This is a genomic window from Algoriphagus jejuensis, assembly GCF_039523455.1.
GTDB classification, from domain to species: Bacteria; Bacteroidota; Bacteroidia; order Cytophagales; family Cyclobacteriaceae; genus Algoriphagus; species Algoriphagus jejuensis.
Genome location: NZ_BAAAFI010000002.1, coordinates 663267 through 681781 on the forward strand (window position 1 = coordinate 663267; position 18515 = coordinate 681781).

Below are 18515 nucleotides of genomic sequence, written 5' to 3' on the forward strand. Positions count from 1 at the left end.
ACGTTAGGCGATTTTTAATTTCAACTCGCCTTGTCTTTTGACGACTTTCAACTCAAAGTACTGGTTGATAAAAGCCTTGCAGTGGTTTTCGGCCCACTCTGCACGGGATTCGGTATCATACAGCAAGGTCATCCGCAGCATGGTTTTCACGTACTGCTCATGCTGCCCGAGTTCTCTCAGCCAACTCATCAATGCCGTCTGCCATTCTTCCGTGAATTTGTCAGAATGCGATCGTCCATCAAATAACAGCTCCAGTTGATTGTCCTTGTTTTTGAAGCGGTAGATCCCACAAAGCTGTCGATAGATCAGCTGTACCCGATCCCGTGGAAAATCAAACGTATCCAAAATCTTGGCATAGGTCTGATCCATTAGTTGGAGCGGGTTGTAGAGGTAGGTGTAAGATCTCTTCAATTCATCGACCATCTGATCCATCAATTCCTCCTCCAATACAAACTGAGCCTGTCTGAGGATGTAATTTTTGTCCAGCGGAAAAAGCTTGTCTATCATGCAGCGATCACGGTTCCGGCAAAAGTACAATTTATCTTTCCAAATCACACAAAACTGATCGTGAAAAACACGGGGCTGAACTATTGCAGGCCCATTCCCTCAGAGCTTTGCAGGATCCTGCTAAGGCCATTACCAGTCTGATGGACGTTTAGCTTGGTAAGCAGACATCTGATCCAACAGATCCACTGGGTCATCCGAGATGATCAGCATCTCCTCCTGCTCCGGATACAGGAAGCCGGACTCCATCGCATGGTTCAAAAAATCGATCAACTTGTCGTAATACCCATTGACATTGAATAATCCCAAGGGCTTCTGGATATAATGAAGTTGGTTCAAGGTCATGATTTCAAAAAGCTCCTCCAGCGTTCCTATTCCACCGGGCATGGCAATAAACCCGTCTCCACGCTCAGCCATCAGCCATTTGCGGTCACGCATCGTTTCCACGATGATCAATTCAGTGCAACCCTGATGGGCGACTTCGCGATCGACCAGCTTTTGCGGGATGATGCCCAGAACTTCCTTGCCCGCAGCCAGCATCTCATCTGCGATTACTCCCATCAATCCCACGCGCCCCGCGCCATAGACCAACGCATGGTCCCGCTTGATCATCTCCCGAACCAAAGAGCGGGCACCGGCTTCAAAGATGCCGCTGTTTCCTTTTTTGGAGCCGCAGTATACGGTAATCTTCTTCATGCCATTAAAATAGGGATTCTGTCTTTTGCAAAAGCTACTATCTCGGCAAGAAACCCTAAATTCTTTGCCATCGATGTGTACTTTTAAGGCATGAAAATCTGCTTTGCTACCAACAATTCCAAGAAAATAGAAGAAGTAAAAGCCGCATTGGGTTCAGACTTCGAGATCGTTTCACTCCAGCAAATCGGTTGCTTGGAGGAGCTGCCTGAGACGGGCGACACGTTGGATCACAATGCTTTCCAAAAGGCAAGGTTTGTCAAAGATCACTACGGAGTCGATTGCTTTGCCGATGACACCGGGCTGGAAGTCTCGGCTCTGGACGGGGCACCGGGCGTGTATTCAGGTCGATTCGCGGGTGAACCACGCAGCGACGAACGAAACATCGCCTTGCTTTTAGCCAGAATGAATGGAAAAACTGACCGGTCAGCCAGATTCCGAACCGTCATCGCGCTGATCCTTGACGGAAAAGAATTTTCCTTCGAAGGAATCGCCCAAGGAGAGATTTTGGATGAAACCGTCGGTGATGGTGGCTTTGGCTATGACCCGGTTTTTCTTCCGGCAGGTTTTGACAGGACTTTCGCAGAGTTGAGCCTGGCGGAAAAAAACGAGATCAGCCATCGCGGTCAGGCGGTCAGAAGCTTGATCGCCTTTCTTCACCATCGTAAATTCTGAGATGACCCTTAAAATGCCTTACCTTTGACCCCCATGAAAAAGCCGTTTATTGTAGGTATCACGGGCGGTTCCGCCTCGGGAAAAACTTTATTTTTGGAGCGATTGCTGAGTAGTTTTGAGCCGGCAGAAGTCTGCCTCATCTCTCAGGACAACTACTACAAGCCTCGGCATCAACAGCCGATCGATGCGCAGGGGATCCACAATTTTGATACTCCGCACAGCATTGACTTCGAGCAATACGCCGCTGATATCCGTAAAATCCAAAATGGTGAAACGGTTCTTCGGGAGGAATACACCTTCAATAACGCTTCCAAGAAATCGAAAATGCTGACCTTCTCTGCCGCTCCTGTCGTTGTGGTGGAGGGCATTTTTGTGCTCTACTATCCAGAGTTGGCTGACCTGTTGGATTTGAAGATCTTTATCGATGCCAAAGATCATATCAAGCTCAAGCGGCGGATCATCCGCGACAAGGTCGAGCGGGGCTATGACCTGGACGATGTACTGTACCGCTATGAGATGCACGTGATGCCGACCTATGAAAAATATATTAAACCTTTCAAAAACGAAGCAGATTTGATCATCCCAAACAATTCCAGCTTTGACATGGCTCTGGAGGTTATCCGCACGTTTCTCAGAGTCAGATCGCATTAGGGTCTTAAAAAAGTTGAATCAAAAAGCGTGATTTTCAAATAATGCCTATATTTGCGGCGCATGAAAAACCGGGTACTCCATAACAATCTCTTCCAGCAGCGCTTTACGCTGGTGATGGCTTTGTTGTTTTGCCTGTTTATTTCCAGTGTGGAATACGTGCCTCAAGAAGGAGGTGCAGAGGCTATCGACCAAGCCTCCGAGCACCCTGATCAGACGTTTTTCAACGTAGCGGTGGATGCTGTCGTGCCCTTTGTGCTCCATGTGGCAGATACCGTGTTTTATCTGATCTATCAGGTTTTCAGTTTTGAATTCAAAGTGCCAGCCACTCAGGTACTTACTGCTATTGCTCCCAACGATCACGTAGAGATACTTTTTGAGCGAATCATCTCCCCACAGGGTCCCTGAGTTTCACTTCCCCCCGCTTTATCATTATCTGCCGAGCCTCCCTGGTTTCGGCTTCTAATCTGTATTTCCCAAACAATTAAATAAATAACCCCTTATGCAAAACAAAGGTGTCATTGTGTTTTTGACAGTCATCATTACAGCGCTTTGCCTGTACTATCTGTCATTCACATTCGTCTCCAGCGGGATCCAGCAGAAAGCAGATGCTTATGCGACTGATCCGTCCGGCAATATTGACTTTGCCAAAAGAAGAGCTTACCTGGATTCTATCTGGAGAGAGCCCGTTTATAATTTCCTAGGTGCAGATTTCACCTACCAGGAGATCAAGGAAACGGAACTTGGACTCGGACTTGATCTTCAAGGCGGTATGCACGTTACCTTGGCTGTTTCTCCAGTGGAAATAGTAAAAGGGCTAGCTGGCAACCCAAGCGATGAAGGCTTCAATAAGTCTATCGAGGATGCCAGAGAGCAAGCTAAAACGTCGGATACCAAGTTCGTTGATCTGTTCTATGCCAACTGGCAGCAAAACAATCCCGGCAAAAGCTTGAGTTCTATCTTCGCTACAGCAGCTAACAGAGGGAGAGTTTCTCTGGAATCTTCCGACAGCGATATCCTGGAACTCATCAATACGGAAGTAGAAAACGCCATCGACCGTTCCTTCAACATCCTAAGGACCCGAATCGACCGCTTCGGAACTTCCCAACCAAACATTCAAAGAATCGCCGGATCAGGAAGAATTCAGATCGAACTTCCAGGTGTGGACAATCAGGAGCGAGTAAGAAACATGCTTCAAGGGGTAGCCAAGCTTCAATTCTGGGAAGTGTTGGAACTGAACGAATTCGGGGGTGCTATCGAGACTATCAATACCACTTGGGTTGCTGATCAAAAAGCGACTACAACGCCGGTGGATACGACTTCCTTGGACGAAGTTTCCTCCGAAGATTCCTTGAAAAATGCGTTGGAAAAACAACTGGAGCAGCTCGATCCGATGAGCAGCTCAAATGACGTGTCTCCCCTGATTGCTTCCCTGAAAGCAAATTACGGCCTGGTGTACGACGTGAGAGATACTGTGGCCATCAACAGAATCATCAAAAATGAGCGATACAAGTCTTTCCTTCCTAGAGATCTCAAGTTGCTTTGGGGTGTAAAGCCAACCGTCGCTGAAGATGGTAGCGAGCTGCTTGAGCTCTACGCTATCAAGACGACGAGAGGAACGGACCAAGCGCCGCTCGAAGGTGACGTAGTTACTGATGCCCGGCAGACCTTGGATCAGACTTCGCGTCCGGCTGTTTCTATGCAGATGAATGCAGAAGGTGCCCGTAAGTGGAGAACATTGACCTCTGAAAACATTGGTCGCAGAATTGCCGTCGTTCTCGATGACTACGTGTACACCGCACCGGTTGTAAACGGAGAAATTCCTAGTGGACAATCTGAAATCGCAGGTAACTTTACCCTAGTAGAAGCTCAGGATTTGGCAAACATCCTGAAGTCAGGTTCTCTGCCTGCTCCCACTCAAATCGTGGAGGAAAGCATCATCGGCCCAACGCTTGGTAAAGAAGCTCAAAGTCAAGGCGTGTTCTCCATGGTAGCAGGCCTATCGCTGGTGGTACTTTTCATGGTAGCCTACTATACCAAAGGCGGCTTGGTAGCTATTGCTGCACTGGTATTCAACATCTTCTTTATCCTCGGCATCTTGGCCCAATTGGGTACAGCGCTTACCTTGCCAGGTATCGCCGGTATCGTATTGACGATCGGTATGTCGATTGACGCCAACGTGTTGATTTTTGAGCGAATCAAAGAAGAACTCCGAAATGGTGTCGGCCTTATGAGCGCTATCAATGCAGGTTACAGCAAAGCATTCTCGGCAATCTTCGACGGTAACGTGACTACGTTCTTGACGGGTGCAATCCTGTTTGCGTTGGGTCAAGGTCCGGTAAAAGGTTTCGCCATCGTCTTGATGATCGGTATAGCGTGTTCTTTCTTTTCATCGGTATTCATTACGCGAGTGATTGTGTCTTGGATGACCAGAAAAGGTGATAAGAGCAACATCAATTTTACGGCTCCATTCGCAAAAAATGCGCTTTCTGGTCTCAATATCGATTTCATGAGCAAAAGAAAATTTGCCTACCTCATCTCTACATCCATCATTGTGATCGGACTTGGGATTGCTGCAGTCAATGGCCTGAAGTTCGGTGTCGATTTCACAGGTGGCCGTTCGTATATCGTAGCATTCGATGAGCCGGTTGTTCCATCGGAACTGAAGGTAGGTCTGGACGGGGAATTTGACGGTTCTGTAGAGGTGAAAACTTACGGGTCTAACAACACACTTAAAGTCACTACTTCCTACCTGATCAACGAAGATGATGATGCGTCCAACAAAGAAGTGGAAGCCAAAGTCAAAGAAGGAATCGCAACAGTGACTGGATTTACATACATCGACAATGCTGAGCAGATTTCTGCTGGTCAGTTTTCCATTACTGGTTCCTCTAAGGTAGGAGCAACTGTGGCAGATGACATCAAAGCGTCTTCCGCCGAAGCAATGATTGTTGCACTGATTGCGATCTTCCTTTACATCCTTTTGAGATTCCGCAAGTGGCAGTTCTCGTTGGCATCCATCGTTGCTTTGGTACACGATACCCTGTTTGTAATCGCAGCTTTTGCGATAGGCAGCGCTTTCGGAGCTACGTTCGAGATTGATCAGGTATTTATCGCGGCGGTATTGACTGTGATTGGTTACTCGATCAACGATACCGTGATCATCTTTGACCGTATCCGTGAAAACATCGACAGTCGCGGCACCAACAAACTGGTGAAGGTATTTAACGATTCCATCAACCAGACCTTGGGACGTACTTTGATTACCTCATTTACGACCTTGATCGTGGTATTGATCCTTTTGGTATTCGGCGGTGAAGTTTTGAGAGGATTCTCCTACGCTCTGTTCGTCGGTATTCTTGTGGGTACTTACTCTTCGATCTACATTGCGACACCGATCGTAGTGGATTTGATGAAAAAGGAAATTGAAAACGAAGGTAGTCCTGCTCCAAAGGAGACAAAAAAAGTAGCATAATCTGTGATTTTCAAAATAAAAAAAGGAGCGGGAGCAATTCCGCTCCTTTTTTTTATTGCCTTGTGAAGGCAAAATCCCCTACCTTTTGAAAATAGATAATATTTTTAAGGTCACTTCCAACAAAACAAGCCATACCAATTTATGAAAATCACCAAAGAGCAGTTCGAAGAAATGAAGGCCAAATATGATAAGGAAATCAAAAAAGGAAAACCGGCGAAAGGCCCTAAACGCGACGTCGAAAACCAGACCAACTGGGAATCCTATTCCAAGGAAGACCTAATGGAAGTACTCAACCAAGACGGGGTGATCGGTCTGAAATTTCATCTCACAGAATATACCAAAGAGGTTGCCGAGGAATTTCACGGCGCAGATGCTGAGCAATACATAGGCAGAATCAACCTGGTCTATTCCCCCGTCTATGCCAGTTCCGGCATTGATCGATCTGGCCGCGTTCAGGGAAGCGAGGAATATTATGACAGGGGTCAAACGTGCCCTCCCTACTGCGAATAAACACAACTGATGGATCAGATAAATCTGGACCGGTTTTACGAACGGCTCAACTACTACCCATTGTCATTAATTGGGATTGCCTTGATAGGCTTGTTGGGATATTCCCTCCTTTCAGCAGCGCAAAGGAAAAATGAGGCTGTAAGGTTGTCACTTGGAATTGTTGTTCTGGTTGCTTCTTATGAATTTTTTGCTGGCTTTCTGGCCTCTCAAAAGATTGTAAACAACTGGGTCTATAATCTTTTCAATTCTCACGTGTCTGCGATCCTGTTCTTTCTTTTGCTCAGAAGCTTTCTCAAGAGAAAAAATCACAAAAAGTGGGTTAGCCTCCTGATTGTGTTTTTCCTTTTGATTTCTCTGATTTTACATTCTAGCGGATTTGTACATTACAATGACAGCGGTGAATACATTTTATTTTTGAATTCGGTTCTGATGCTAGGCTGCTGTGGGCTGTACTTTTTTGAATTGATGACGCTGGATGAATTCTTAGAAATTGATCCTTTAAAAGAATTCAGCTTTTGGGCCACCACGGCCACCTTATTTTATTTTTCCTCGTCGTTCATGATCTATATATCATACGAATATCTCTATACCCATCATCTTGATATTTGTAACATGGTCATAGAGATTCCGCGTAATATGAGTATACTGAGCAATTTCCTGCTTTGCTTCGGCATTTACTCCGTATTGATTAGCGATAGATTCCAAATAGAAATCATCCATGTCTGAGCAAGAGAGTCAATTTCTGTTGATCCTGTTTGGAGGGATATTCTTTGCTTTCCTGATGTCCCTTTTTGTGGTAGCGATGGTGGTGCTTCATCGGCAACGGCAAATGCAAAACCGACAAAAAATCGAACATCTTAAGTCAGAACACGAGAAAACCCTGCTCAACGTGGAGAATGAGATTCAGCAGGAAACCCTTTCGCAGATCGGGCGAGAATTGCATGACAACATTGGACAGCTCCTATCGCTGATAAAACTTAGTCTAAACTCCGCCAAGCCTGAACGACAGCAGGAGGCCAAGGGGTACGTCAGCCAAGTCATCACCGAAGTCCGAGCGCTGTCCAAAACTCTGAATCTCGACTGGGTAGCATCGCTTTCCTTGGATGATTTTATCCGCGAGCAGCTGAAAAGAATCGAGGCCACCGGTTTTTGCCAAGCCTCATTGGAGTCCGACCAGTCGTTTTTGGAGTTGAAAAAAGAAGAAAAGTTCGTGTTAATCCGGGTCATCCAAGAGTGCCTCAGTAACGCCCTCAAGCATGCCCAGCCCGATCATATCACGATCCGAATCGCACATAATGGCTCGATCCGAACTATCGAAATCAAGGACGATGGTAAAGGTTTTGACACTACTCAAAAATACTCGGGAAGTGGCATGCACAATCTTGCCAATCGCATGAAAACCATCGGTGGCAAATTTAAGCTGACATCTGTTGTCGGAAAAGGTACACTTGTCAGTTTAGAGTTGCCTTTTTGATATTAGTGTCCTAATTTCAGGAATCTTTAGTAAGACCCACCCTGCTTTCATTCGACACCTACGTTTCAAAAAATGATCCGGATCGCTCTGGCTGACGACCACAAACTATTTGCAAAAGGATTGGAAGGACTCATAGAGGAGCATGAGGACTTGCTGGTGGTTGGCTTGTTCCCCAATGGGAAAGAATTACTGGAGTTCCTGGACACCGAAGAGGTGGATCTTGTCCTCACAGACCTTAATATGCCGGTCGTCGACGGCTTCGGAGTCCTGAAACAAAGCAAGCTTCGACATCCCGAACTGAAGGTGATCGTCCTGTCAATGTACGACGAAGAGAAAATCTTCAAAGAATGTATGCATCTCGGCGCAGATGCCTTTCTGCTAAAAGATGCCGATCCCGATGAGCTGCTCTTTACCATTGTCGAAGTCTATGAGGGGCGGTACATCAAGGACTTTAATCGCGTGTCCCAGCAAGCCAACGTCGCCCCGTTTTTTGATGCATTCAGAGACAAATACCGGCTCTCAAGAAGAGAGGCGCAAATTCTCAAGCTCATCAGCGAGGGCATTCTCAATAAGGACATTGCCATGCAGCTGAGCCTGAGTGTGCAGACCATAGAGACTCACCGAAAACATATCCATCAAAAACTGCAAGTCTCCTCCCGCATCGAGTTGATCAACAAAGTCAACGAAATGCAACTCTAACCCCAATCCCAATGAGACAAATCCTTCGAACTGCATTGGTAGGCTATGGTTCCGTAGCCGAAAAGATGCATGCGCCGCTTATCGACATTTGTCAGGATCTAGACTTGGTGGCCGTGGTGGAGCGAAACGGCAGCAGATGCGAGAAAAAATTCCCCAAGGTGAGGACTTTCCGAAGCCTGGATGACCTGCTTTTAGCAGATGCCGCCGACCTGATCTGCATCACCACTCCCAATGAGTTTCACTTTCCCATGGCCAAACAGTGCCTTCTCGCAGGAAAGCACGTCGTGGTCGACAAGCCGGTGACTATCCATTCCTGGGAGGCGGAGGAACTGGCGAAGCTGGCAGATGAAAAAGGCCTCGTTTGCAGCGTCTTTCACAATCGTCGTTTTGACGGGGATTTTCGCACGTTAGAGCAACTGGTAGCTGAGGATACGCTGGGAAGGTTAGTGTATCTCGAATCGCATTTTGACCGATTCCGGCCCGAAGTTTCAGAAAACTGGCGCGAGAAAGAAGTTCCCGGCAACGGTATCACCTTTGACCTGGGATCCCATCTCATCGACCAAGTGGTGCTCTTGTTTGGCAAGCCTAAAGCTGTCTGTGCAGACATTCAAAGACAGCGAAAACACGCAATAGCAGATGATTACTTCGATATCTCGCTCTATTATGACGACTTCAAAGCTCGGGTCACCGCTGGCGTCTTAGTCAATGTGCCAACGCCGAGGTTTCTGCTTTTAGGGGAAAAGGGATCCTTTCAAAAGTACTTTTTGGATGTCCAAGAGCAGGCCTTCAAAGACGGCTTAAAACCTGAAGGCCCGGACTGGGGAGTAGATTTCCCAGAGCGATGGGGCACACTTTACCTGGAAGAACAGACCATCCAACGGCAGACGGTCAGCGGCGACTATCGCATTTACTACCAGAATGTCGCCGACGCAATCGCACAAAAACACCCTCTGAAGGTCACCCTCGCTCAAGCCATTTCAGTCTTGAAGATCATAGAGGCGGCATTCAAAAGTGCAGCATTGGGAATACGAGTTTGGCAGGAGGAAGGCAAGTGGTAGCAGGATTGGCTTGGACTTTGACTGGAAGCAAGTCCAACCATCCTGAATTTTACTATGAAAAAATTATTATTCCTTGCCTTGATCCTTTTGGGATACACTTCGATAGCCCAAGCCCAAGTGAGCGTTGGAATGAACTTCCAAACTTCTGATATCTTTTTGACCGTAGGCACAGATCCCGACCGAGAGTTTTTTGGGGAAGCCCGCCTAGGGATAGATCACGAGATCGGATTGGAACTGATGGGCGCGTATAATTTCGTGCGAAAGTCAGAGGTAAACGCCTACGTCGGCGCCGGACTCGGCCTCTTTGGCGACGATCATCACAATCATCACCATGACGACCACGATGACATTTACTTTGCCATCCCATTTGGGGTGCTTGTTAAACCTTTCTCCAGTACCAGAAATCTGGGCATTGTAGTCGAGGCTGCTCCGGTTTTTTCTGGCCATGACCACAACTACTTCCGAGGAGGAGTGGGGATCAAGTACACGTTTAAATAAGAGAGCGCGCTGACAGCGGGCAGCGACTTAATAGCTTTGTAGAAAATCACACCTTGAAAGGGCGACAACACCGGTTGCCTTTTTTCCCTTTCCTGCCTTCTCCAACTCTATATATTTCAAAAAAATCAGATTATTTTGGGGAATATTTTAATCCTACTCCCCATTTTATGAAAATTTCAAAAGAAGACTTCCAAGAAATGCGCGCCAAGTACACCGCGGAAGTCCGACAGGGCAAGCCTGCCCAAACACTGACCGGTGAAAACACCAACCAGACCAGCTGGCTTTTTTTCAACCGTGAAACGCTGGAGGGCCTACTCGCCCAAGTGGACAAAGACCCCAAAGTAGGCGGCATCCAGATCTTTATGGCGGAGTACGACGAAAAAACTGCCAAGAAGCTCTACCCCAATTCCTATGAGCTGGTCGTCGGCTCGCTGACCCTGGTGCTCTGTCCTGCCAATCTCAAAGAGAGCAAGCTGACCCGCGTGGAACTGGAAGACGGAGGGACTACCTACGAAAACCACGGGGAGATATGCCCTCCGCACTGCCAGCCCGATCCCACGGACGTCTAGGCCGTGCGTACTGAGCTTCTTCCTTTTATGTTCAGGGACTGGGTATCCGTATCCAATTATGTCTTCTTGGCAGTGCTCTGTATTGTCTTTTTTCGATTGCCTTCCGCCTTGCGAAGAAGGAACGAATATCTCTTGCCTTTTATCTATGCCTTTATTTTTGTGGTGATTGATCCTTTGGGCTTTGGATTTCGTCTGTTCCAGAATGTCAACGGCCCTATCAATGAGTTTTTGGGAAACCATGAAAAGCCCTTCTATAATGCGTGGCTATATAACATCGTCCTAAAAATGGCAATGCCCGTGGTGGCCTTGTTACTGATCAAAAACTACCTGCCGGCAGAGCAACAGACTCGGGTAAAATGGATTCTGTTTACATTCATTTCCATTGCTGTCGTCTACCAAGCTATACAGATCGAGCCTATTTACCTTAACCAGGGAATCTTGTTTGCCGTAGGGGCACTCTGCATGCTTTTAGGTTGCTTTACCTACTACTATATCCTGATGACCCGAGAGGAATATGTATTCATGAATATCCTGCTATTACCATCCTTTTGGCAGGTTACGTTCATCATGTTCTTTACCTCACTTACCTATTTCACTGATATTTCCGCAAGTTACCTTACCGAAAATCACAGTGCTTTTCTTGTTTCAATGTTTAAAGTGAATCGGTTTACCGGCCTGGTTCAATCCTTGGTCTATATCGCTTGTCTTGCCGCTCCATTAATGAAGTTAAAGGTGGAAACCCAACCCAGCTATGCTTGAAGAAGAACACCAAGTCATCGCCATCGTCCTTTCGGGAATCTTCTTTGCGGGACTTATGTCGGTCTTTGTGGTCGCCATGGTGTTTTTCCACCGTCAACGTCAGGATCTCGCCAGACAAAAACTCAATCAGGTACAGGCTGAGCATGAGAAAATCCTCCTAGATATCGAAAATGAGATCCAGCAGGAAACACTCGCCCAGGTCGGCAGAGAGCTCCACGACAACATCGGTCAGCTCCTCTCGCTGGCCAAGCTCAATCTCAACTCCTCCAAGATTGAAAAGCATGCCGAAGGCAGGAATATGGTCAATGAAGTCATCAAAGAGGTTCGCGCGCTCTCCAAATCGCTCAATCTCGACTGGGTGGAATCCATCAGCATCGACGAGTTTATCGGCCAGCAATTGGGAAAAATCCAAGCCACCGGCTACTGTCAGACAGAACTCCACTGCGACTACAGCCTTCCCGAGCTTCAAAAAGACAAAAAGATCGTCCTGATCCGGGTAATCCAGGAATGCCTCAACAACGCGATCAAACACGCGAGTCCGGATCATATCGTTATCAGGATTACTTCCGCATCTCCGGGAAGGGCGCAGCTGATGATCGAAGACGATGGGCTTGGCTTTGATCCCTCCCTTCCGTCTCAGGGCAGTGGTATGACCAACCTTACCAATCGCATGAACACCATAGGTGGATCCTTTGCGCTGAGCTCCAATCCGGGCCAAGGGACCAAAATCACCTTGGACTTTCCGGCTTAAAATCGAGGAGATGAACCGAAACACCCCAAGACTTCTGCCTCTGGGGTGTTTGGGGTTCTTTTAGAAAAAGAATGAAGCACCGATCTGAAAGGAGGAGAATAGTCGGGCATTCAGGTTGGAACTGGTACCTGAATAATCATAGGTAACCCCGGTATTCTTGAACCTATCATAGTCAACCAAGGTGGTTTGCAAGTGCAAGCCGAGAAAATCCTTCACCAGATACTGTACACCGAGGCCTGCACTTGCTTTGAAGCCTTGGATTTTAGTGCTTACTGTCCGATCAGAGGATTCTTCTTCGATGTTGCCAAAAGTCCCCCAGAGTCCGCTAGCGTGCAGCTCTCCGTAGAAGGAAAGCCTTTCCCCTGCGGGAAAATACTTTCTGGAAAACAAGCCCATACCATACGTAAGTTGGTTGCCCCTGAGCGCTTCATTTTCTCCATTTTGCGCACTTGCTGTCACCACCTGAAAGCGCCCCGAGATCCCAAGCGCCAGATTGTCTTGAATGAAATAACCCACTCCAGGCCCGAAGTAAAAACTTGTCGCTTTGCTCGAGAGGTTATAATCGTCCCAGGATGGGTCTTGGTGCTCACTCTTCTCATTGGTAGCATACCCACCCACCTGACCATCCGCGATCCAGGAGCCTTTCTGCATCTGTGCATGAGTAGACAATGATAGACCCATGAGAAATACAAAAGCTAGTAGAGATCTTTTCATTTCTTACCTAGGAAAAAGTTGACACCCAACCCAATCGCAGAGGAATCTACACCAAAGTTCAAACCGCCTGATTTGGTTTCGAAAGTTTCGCCGTAGCGGTCCTCTTCAGAGGAGGAAGTGGAGAAACTCAGAGGAGAAATGGACAGGTTGATACCCAGCCAAGTTTTAGGGAAGTAGGATAGGCCCGCAGTCGTCACGACATTGAATTGATTCGATCCCCGCGTAGTGCTTGAACTGTCATCGTTGACATTGGGAATATTCTCGGTCGTTTGATGAAAATATCCAGTCTTCACTTGTCCATAGAAAGCCATCTTCTCCCCAAAAGGGAAATATTTGCGGACAAATGGTGCAACTCCATAGGAGGAAGTTTTGGATTCGGAGTTGGTGTCTTCAGCTCCCGAAGCGTAATCTGTATTCACTTTAGTAGTTTGACCGGAAAAGGGCAGGCTTATCCCCAGCACCCAGGTGTCTTTGAAAAAATACCCGGCGTCAGGACTAAAACTGAAATTGGTGTTTTGATATTCATTGTACGCGTTAGAACTTTCCGAATTGGAGGTCGAGGAGCTGTAGCCCACTCCTCCACCGAGCAGGATAGTTCCTTTTTCGAGCTGCGCAAAGGCCGTCAGCGAAAGCATAAAAAGCGGTAAAACCGCCAATAACATTTTTTTCATACGGGTTGGATTGAGATGAATATGAATCTAAGGACGTGAATAGTTAACATTAGTTTTGTTCTTAAAAAAAAACACCTCCCTGATTTTCTTAGAAATTTGGTTTCGAGCGGTTTAGGATTTTCATCAGGACTGAAAAAGTGAAAATTCCGTCCACCAAGCCTCAAAGAGGGCTAACCTAAATCAATTTGTTTCTTTATTTTTGCCCCCTATGGCAAAAACTGAAACTCCAGGCGAAAACGCCCAATTGAAAGATATTATTTCCCATGCCAAAGAGTATGGCTTTGTGTACCCAAGTTCTGAGATATACGATGGTCTGCAGGCAGTATATGACTATGGCGCCTACGGGGTGGAATTGAAAAACAACCTCAAGCGACTCTGGTGGGAAACCATGACTCGCGTGCAGGATAACATCGTCGGCATCGATGCGTCGATCTTCATGCATCCGACCACCTGGAAGGCTTCCGGTCACGTGGATTCTTTCAACGATCCCATGATCGACAACAAGGACTCCAAGAAGCGTTACCGTGCCGATGTGTTGGTAGAAGAGCATGCAGCCACTTTTGAGCGTGCAGGAGATTTGGAGAAAGCCAAATCCCTCACTGCAGCTTTGGCAAGATTGCTTGAAGCCGAAGACCTCGACGGAGTACGCGATCTGATCACCAACGAAGGCATCAAGTGCCCGATCAGCGGCACTTCCAACTGGACAGATGTCCGTCAGTTCAACCTGATGTTTTCCACGCAAGTGGGTTCGGTGGCAGAAGATTCCTCCACCATTTACTTGCGTCCAGAGACGGCTCAGGGGATCTTTGTCAACTTCCTCAATGTGCAAAAGACCGCACGCATGAAGGTTCCTTTCGGGATCGCTCAGATCGGCAAGGCTTTCAGAAACGAGATCGTTGCTCGTCAGTTCATCTTCCGTATGCGGGAGTTTGAGCAGATGGAGATGCAGTTTTTCGTACGTCCCGGCACTGAGCTGGATTGGTACCAGAAGTGGGCTGAGACCCGCATGAACTGGCATTTGGCTTTGGGCACGCCTGCGGCAAAACTCAGAAAGCATGACCACGAAAAGCTCGCGCACTACGCCAATGCGGCGATGGACATTGAGTTTGAGTTTCCGTTTGGCTTCAAAGAAGTCGAAGGAATCCATTCCAGAACTGATTTTGACCTCAAGTCCCACCAGGAATATTCCCGCAAAAAGCAGCAATACTTCGATCCGGAGATCAACCAAAACTACATCCCGTATGTAATCGAGACTTCGATCGGGGCGGATCGCCTATTCCTGTTGACTCTCTGCAATGCTTTCACCGAAGAGAAATCTGAGGAAAAGAGCAGAACTTATCTGAAATTCCATCCGGCGATTGCTCCTGTGAAGGCAGCGGTTTTGCCGATTGTGAAAAAGGACGGACTACCGGAGAAGGCACGGGAGATCGTCGATTTGCTAAAGTACGACTTCAACATCATCTATGAAGATTCGGGATCTATCGGCAAACGATACACCCGTCAGGATCTGATCGGAACGCCATTCTGTATCGCGGTCGATCACCAGACTTTGGAAGATGGCATGGTGACCATCCGTCATCGCGACACCACGGAGCAGGAGCGCGTAGCCATCTCTGAGCTGCATGGTAAGATCGCCGAAGCGACAAGCTTCAGAAGGATTTTCGAGAAATTCTAACTGATACTAGATTTCGTCTCCTGAACTAGGGGAGTGGAAAGCAAGAAAGTCCAACTCGAAAGGGTTGGACTTTTTTATTGAGCGATTGCCAGGATTTCGGCTAGAACCAAAAAAGGTCTCCCGTTCGCACAGGAGACCTTTTTTGTATATTGAATTGGGGTTCTTAAGCTACTACTTTCTCAGCCAAGACCACAATCACATTGTCTTTCACTTCCACGACTCCGCCATCGACGATCATCGATTGCTTTCCTGTCGCAGTGGTAAAGGAAACTGCTCCCTTAGCCAAAGCCGACACGATCGGAGCGTGATTATTCAGCACTTGAAAAGAGCCGTCCGCGCCAGGAAAACTGGCTTCCGATACTTCTCCTTCGAATATTTTTTTGTCCGGTGTGACGATTTCTAAATGCATGTTTGTCTAGTTGTTGAGTGAAAAGTTATTGAGTTAGTAGGTGGAGTACTTGAGAATACCAATAACTAGTAACTATTTATCTCACTTCACTTCAGCAAGCATTTTCTCACCCTTGGCGATCGCATCTTCGATGCTACCTACCAAGTTGAAAGCTCCTTCAGGCAGGTGATCCAACTCGCCATCCATGATCATGTTGAAGCCTTTGATGGTGTCTTTGATATCAACCAACACACCTTTCAAGCCGGTAAACTGCTCTGCTACGTGGAAAGGTTGGGAAAGGAAACGCTGCACACGTCTTGCTCTGTGTACGACTTGCTTATCTTCTTCGGAAAGCTCTTCCATACCCAAGATCGCAATGATATCCTGCAATTCTTTGTAACGCTGAAGGATCTCTTTCACACGCTGTGCACATCCATAGTGCTCTTCGCCCAGGATATCTGGAGAAAGAATTCTGGATGTAGAATCCAAAGGATCCACCGCAGGGTAGATACCCAGTTCGGCAATCTTACGGGAAAGTACAGTAGTAGCATCCAAGTGGGCGAAAGTCGTCGCCGGAGCCGGGTCAGTCAAATCATCCGCAGGTACGTAAACGGCCTGTACGGAAGTGATCGAACCGTTTTTGGTAGAGGTGATACGTTCCTGCATGGTACCCATTTCGGTAGCCAAAGTAGGCTGATAACCTACCGCAGATGGCATACGTCCCAGAAGTGCGGACACTTCAGAACCTGCCTGAGTGAATCGGAAGATGTTGTCGATAAAGAAAAGGATGTCCTTTCCCTGACCAGTTCCGTCACCGTCTCTATAATATTCAGCCAAAGTCAAACCTGTCAAGGCCACTCGTGCACGCGCCCCTGGAGGCTCGTTCATCTGACCAAACACGAAGGTTGCCTTAGACTCTTCGAGCTTCTTAAGATCTACCTTAGATAGATCCCATCCGCCTTCAGTTTCTAGGCTATGGATAAAGTCTTCACCGTAAGTTACGATGCCTGACTCGATCATTTCTCTCAAAAGGTCATTTCCCTCTCTTGTTCTCTCACCTACACCGGCAAATACCGACAAACCTGAATACGCCTTGGCGATGTTGTTGATCAATTCTTGGATCAATACGGTTTTACCTACACCGGCACCACCGAAAAGTCCGATCTTACCGCCTTTTGCATAAGGCTCGATCAAGTCGATTACTTTGATACCTGTGAAAAGAACTTCGGTAGCAGTGGAAAGATCTTCAAACTTAGGGGCAGCTCTGTGGATTGGAAGTCTTTTGCCTTCAGGTACCTGAGGAAGACCGTCAATTGCCTGACCTACTACATTGAAAAGACGACCTTTGATCGCTTCACCGGTAGGGACGGAAATAGGTTGACCTAAGTCTCGAACTTCCATTCCGCGAACCATCCCTTCGGAAGCGTCCATTGCAATAGTCCGTACTCTATCTTCGCCTAGGTGCTGCTGAACCTCCATCACGACCACTTGGCCATCTTCTTTGGTCACTTCCAACGCGTCAAGGATGTTCGGCAGCTTACCGCCTTCAAAGGAAACGTCCACTACGGGGCCGATTACCTGTGTTATCTTTCCAATGTTTGCCATTTGTAGAATGAAATGTAAAAAGGATTACGCTTTTATAATTCGAGCGCAAAATTAAGGATTAAAGCCTAATCCCAAAGGATATTTGGAAAATTAATCCCAATCCGCTCCCACTTTTCAATACTCTCGCCTCCGTGTCGCCTATTCAGCGATTATTTTTCTCCATAGTAGTCTTTCCCACATTTTCGAATGGATAAAATTTACCGCCAACACCTTCCTAAAATCCTGTCGTTTTATTTGGATCGAATCTAATTAGATATATTTTTGTGCCTTAATTTATTTTCAGTCTAAATAATGATAAAGAAACTACTCTTTGGGATTTTGCTTCTCGCCAGTGCCTGCAAAGCACCGGAATCCACAGAAAGCAAAAGCAATGATCAGGCAAAGAAAATAATCACCGCAGGTGGCACCATCTCCGAAATAGTCCACACGCTTGGATTTGGAGATCAGATCATCGCGACAGACATCACCTCGACCTATCCCGAATCGATGAAAAGCCTCCAATCGATCGGCTATAGAAACCAGATCAAGGCCGAGGGCATCCTCGCACTTGGACCTGACCTCGTATTGATAGAGGAAGGATACCTCAATCCTGACGTGCTCGATCAGCTCGTGGCAGCACAGGTAAATGTTCAGGTGTTTCCTAAGCCTCAGACCGTCGAAGGCACCAAAAAACTAGTTTCCGAGATGGCGCTCTTTTTTGATGCCAAAGCAAAAGGAGAAGAAATCAACGCAGCCATTGATGCTGATTTGGCAGAGCTTGACAGCTATTTGAGAAGCCAGGAGCAAACTCCAAAGGCGATCTTTATCATGGCGCGGGGCCCGGAAACGGTGTTTATCGCCGGAGACAAAACCTTTGCCAAGGAGATGTTTAATCTGGCAAAGATCGATTGCCCGGCTACAGGTTTCGATGAATTTGCACCGCTGACTCCAGAGTCATTAGTGAGTATGAATCCAGACTACCTCGTGTTTTTTGACTCAGGAATCCAAAGTGTTGGTGGCAAAGAAGGTCTGGTGAAAATCCAGGGAATCGAGCAAACCACCGCTTTCACAGAAAATCAAATCGTAGCCTTAGACGGTCATTACCTATCGGGATTCGGGCCGAGAGTGGGCAAAGCTGCCCTCGATCTGGCAAAAGCTGTCCGTCAATAA

The 18515-nt window shown here is 47.2% G+C and carries 20 protein-coding genes; 14 read left to right on the forward strand and 6 right to left on the reverse strand.

The window, feature by feature from the left end; all coding sequences use genetic code 11:
- Positions 1-3: 3 nt before the first annotated feature.
- Together ABD031_RS03825 and ABD031_RS03830 are read right to left on the reverse strand one after the other, a co-directional pair.
- Positions 4-507 (reverse strand): hypothetical protein, encoded by a 504-nt coding sequence (locus tag ABD031_RS03825; RefSeq protein ID WP_343848556.1) that lies wholly within the window; start codon positions 505-507, stop codon positions 4-6.
- A 129-nt stretch (positions 508-636) separates the two neighbouring features.
- Entirely contained in the window at positions 637-1200 is a 564-nt protein-coding gene (locus ABD031_RS03830) for an LOG family protein (RefSeq protein ID WP_343848558.1), read from the reverse strand.
- Between the two features lie 90 nt (positions 1201-1290).
- On the opposite strand from ABD031_RS03830, the gene ABD031_RS03835 reads away from it, so the two are divergent.
- From ABD031_RS03835 to ABD031_RS03890, 12 genes are all read left to right on the forward strand, one after another.
- Positions 1291-1872, forward strand: coding sequence for a non-canonical purine NTP diphosphatase (locus ABD031_RS03835; RefSeq protein WP_343848560.1), 582 nt, complete (start codon positions 1291-1293; stop codon positions 1870-1872).
- Between the two features lie 33 nt (positions 1873-1905).
- Positions 1906-2523 carry a uridine kinase gene (gene udk, locus ABD031_RS03840; RefSeq protein ID WP_343848563.1) on the forward strand — a complete coding sequence of 206 codons (618 nt, stop codon included), beginning with the start codon at positions 1906-1908 and terminating at the stop codon, positions 2521-2523.
- 60 nt (positions 2524-2583) lie between these two features.
- Complete coding sequence (locus ABD031_RS03845; protein WP_343848565.1) at positions 2584-2928, forward strand: hypothetical protein; 345 nt, start codon at positions 2584-2586, stop codon at positions 2926-2928.
- Positions 2929-3022: 94 nt separating this feature from the next.
- Positions 3023-5995: a protein translocase subunit SecDF gene (gene secDF / locus ABD031_RS03850; RefSeq protein ID WP_343848567.1), complete on the forward strand. Its 2973-nt coding sequence runs from the start codon at positions 3023-3025 to the stop codon at positions 5993-5995.
- A gap of 141 nt (positions 5996-6136) precedes the next feature.
- The gene (locus ABD031_RS03855) at positions 6137-6505 is read left to right on the forward strand and encodes a molecular chaperone DnaK (protein WP_343848569.1); all 369 of its coding nucleotides are present in this window, start codon (positions 6137-6139) and stop codon (positions 6503-6505) included.
- 718 nt (positions 6506-7223) lie between these two features.
- Positions 7224-7979: a sensor histidine kinase gene (locus ABD031_RS03860; protein WP_343848571.1), complete on the forward strand. Its 756-nt coding sequence runs from the start codon at positions 7224-7226 to the stop codon at positions 7977-7979.
- 72 nt (positions 7980-8051) lie between these two features.
- Entirely contained in the window at positions 8052-8678 is a 627-nt protein-coding gene (locus ABD031_RS03865) for a response regulator (RefSeq protein ID WP_343848573.1), read from the forward strand.
- An 11-nt stretch (positions 8679-8689) separates the two neighbouring features.
- Positions 8690-9736, forward strand: coding sequence for a Gfo/Idh/MocA family oxidoreductase (locus tag ABD031_RS03870; RefSeq protein ID WP_343848575.1), 1047 nt, complete (start codon positions 8690-8692; stop codon positions 9734-9736).
- A gap of 54 nt (positions 9737-9790) precedes the next feature.
- Positions 9791-10234 carry an outer membrane insertion C- signal gene (locus tag ABD031_RS03875; RefSeq protein WP_343848577.1) on the forward strand — a complete coding sequence of 148 codons (444 nt, stop codon included), beginning with the start codon at positions 9791-9793 and terminating at the stop codon, positions 10232-10234.
- Between the two features lie 167 nt (positions 10235-10401).
- Positions 10402-10803: a molecular chaperone DnaK gene (locus ABD031_RS03880; protein WP_343848579.1), complete on the forward strand. Its 402-nt coding sequence runs from the start codon at positions 10402-10404 to the stop codon at positions 10801-10803.
- A 3-nt stretch (positions 10804-10806) separates the two neighbouring features.
- On the forward strand, positions 10807-11562 hold the full coding sequence (locus tag ABD031_RS03885; protein WP_343848581.1) for a hypothetical protein: 756 nt from the start codon (positions 10807-10809) through the stop codon (positions 11560-11562).
- Positions 11555-12313, forward strand: a complete 759-nt coding sequence (locus tag ABD031_RS03890) for a sensor histidine kinase (protein ID WP_343848583.1) — start codon at positions 11555-11557, stop codon at positions 12311-12313. The genes ABD031_RS03885 and ABD031_RS03890 overlap by 8 nt, the downstream gene beginning before the upstream one ends.
- Before the next feature lie 60 nt (positions 12314-12373).
- On the opposite strand, the gene ABD031_RS03895 is transcribed toward ABD031_RS03890, so the two are convergent.
- Positions 12374-13027, reverse strand: a complete 654-nt coding sequence (locus ABD031_RS03895) for an outer membrane beta-barrel protein (protein WP_343848585.1) — start codon at positions 13025-13027, stop codon at positions 12374-12376.
- A complete protein-coding gene (locus ABD031_RS03900) occupies positions 13024-13698 on the reverse strand; it encodes an outer membrane beta-barrel protein (RefSeq protein ID WP_343848587.1) in 675 nt (224 codons plus the stop codon). Before ABD031_RS03900 ends, ABD031_RS03895 begins: the two co-directional genes overlap by 4 nt.
- 208 nt (positions 13699-13906) lie before the next feature.
- Between ABD031_RS03900 and ABD031_RS03905 the strand changes: the two genes are divergently transcribed.
- Positions 13907-15373 carry a glycine--tRNA ligase gene (locus tag ABD031_RS03905; protein WP_343848589.1) on the forward strand — a complete coding sequence of 489 codons (1467 nt, stop codon included), beginning with the start codon at positions 13907-13909 and terminating at the stop codon, positions 15371-15373.
- A 163-nt stretch (positions 15374-15536) separates the two neighbouring features.
- On the opposite strand, the gene atpC is transcribed toward ABD031_RS03905, so the two are convergent.
- Positions 15537-15782: an ATP synthase F1 subunit epsilon gene (gene atpC / locus ABD031_RS03910; protein ID WP_343848591.1), complete on the reverse strand. Its 246-nt coding sequence runs from the start codon at positions 15780-15782 to the stop codon at positions 15537-15539.
- 81 nt (positions 15783-15863) lie between these two features.
- Positions 15864-17366 (reverse strand): F0F1 ATP synthase subunit beta, encoded by a 1503-nt coding sequence (gene atpD / locus ABD031_RS03915; RefSeq protein WP_343848593.1) that lies wholly within the window; start codon positions 17364-17366, stop codon positions 15864-15866.
- A 291-nt stretch (positions 17367-17657) separates the two neighbouring features.
- Here atpD and ABD031_RS03920 point away from each other — a divergent pair, with 291 nt between their 5' ends.
- Entirely contained in the window at positions 17658-18515 is an 858-nt protein-coding gene (locus ABD031_RS03920; RefSeq protein WP_343848595.1) for a heme/hemin ABC transporter substrate-binding protein, read from the forward strand.

What these genes read in the sequence shown, in the direction of transcription:
- ABD031_RS03920 (WP_343848595.1), top strand. Translation starts at nt 17,658, where the DNA reads ATGATAAAGAAACTACTCTTTGGGATTTTGCTTCTCGCCAGTGCCTGC.
- ABD031_RS03865 (WP_343848573.1), top strand. Translation starts at nt 8,052, where the DNA reads ATGATCCGGATCGCTCTGGCTGACGACCACAAACTATTTGCAAAAGGA.
- secDF (WP_343848567.1), top strand. Translation starts at nt 3,023, where the DNA reads ATGCAAAACAAAGGTGTCATTGTGTTTTTGACAGTCATCATTACAGCG.
- ABD031_RS03900 (WP_343848587.1), bottom strand. Translation starts at nt 13,698, where the DNA reads ATGAAAAAAATGTTATTGGCGGTTTTACCGCTTTTTATGCTTTCGCTG.
- ABD031_RS03855 (WP_343848569.1), top strand. Translation starts at nt 6,137, where the DNA reads ATGAAAATCACCAAAGAGCAGTTCGAAGAAATGAAGGCCAAATATGAT.
- ABD031_RS03835 (WP_343848560.1), top strand. Translation starts at nt 1,291, where the DNA reads ATGAAAATCTGCTTTGCTACCAACAATTCCAAGAAAATAGAAGAAGTA.
- ABD031_RS03860 (WP_343848571.1), top strand. Translation starts at nt 7,224, where the DNA reads ATGTCTGAGCAAGAGAGTCAATTTCTGTTGATCCTGTTTGGAGGGATA.
- atpD (WP_343848593.1), bottom strand. Translation starts at nt 17,366, where the DNA reads ATGGCAAACATTGGAAAGATAACACAGGTAATCGGCCCCGTAGTGGAC.
- ABD031_RS03845 (WP_343848565.1), top strand. Translation starts at nt 2,584, where the DNA reads ATGAAAAACCGGGTACTCCATAACAATCTCTTCCAGCAGCGCTTTACG.
- ABD031_RS03870 (WP_343848575.1), top strand. Translation starts at nt 8,690, where the DNA reads ATGAGACAAATCCTTCGAACTGCATTGGTAGGCTATGGTTCCGTAGCC.
- ABD031_RS03825 (WP_343848556.1), bottom strand. Translation starts at nt 507, where the DNA reads ATGATAGACAAGCTTTTTCCGCTGGACAAAAATTACATCCTCAGACAG.
- ABD031_RS03905 (WP_343848589.1), top strand. Translation starts at nt 13,907, where the DNA reads ATGGCAAAAACTGAAACTCCAGGCGAAAACGCCCAATTGAAAGATATT.
- ABD031_RS03875 (WP_343848577.1), top strand. Translation starts at nt 9,791, where the DNA reads ATGAAAAAATTATTATTCCTTGCCTTGATCCTTTTGGGATACACTTCG.
- ABD031_RS03890 (WP_343848583.1), top strand. Translation starts at nt 11,555, where the DNA reads ATGCTTGAAGAAGAACACCAAGTCATCGCCATCGTCCTTTCGGGAATC.
- ABD031_RS03830 (WP_343848558.1), bottom strand. Translation starts at nt 1,200, where the DNA reads ATGAAGAAGATTACCGTATACTGCGGCTCCAAAAAAGGAAACAGCGGC.
- ABD031_RS03880 (WP_343848579.1), top strand. Translation starts at nt 10,402, where the DNA reads ATGAAAATTTCAAAAGAAGACTTCCAAGAAATGCGCGCCAAGTACACC.
- ABD031_RS03895 (WP_343848585.1), bottom strand. Translation starts at nt 13,027, where the DNA reads ATGAAAAGATCTCTACTAGCTTTTGTATTTCTCATGGGTCTATCATTG.
- udk (WP_343848563.1), top strand. Translation starts at nt 1,906, where the DNA reads ATGAAAAAGCCGTTTATTGTAGGTATCACGGGCGGTTCCGCCTCGGGA.
- atpC (WP_343848591.1), bottom strand. Translation starts at nt 15,782, where the DNA reads ATGCATTTAGAAATCGTCACACCGGACAAAAAAATATTCGAAGGAGAA.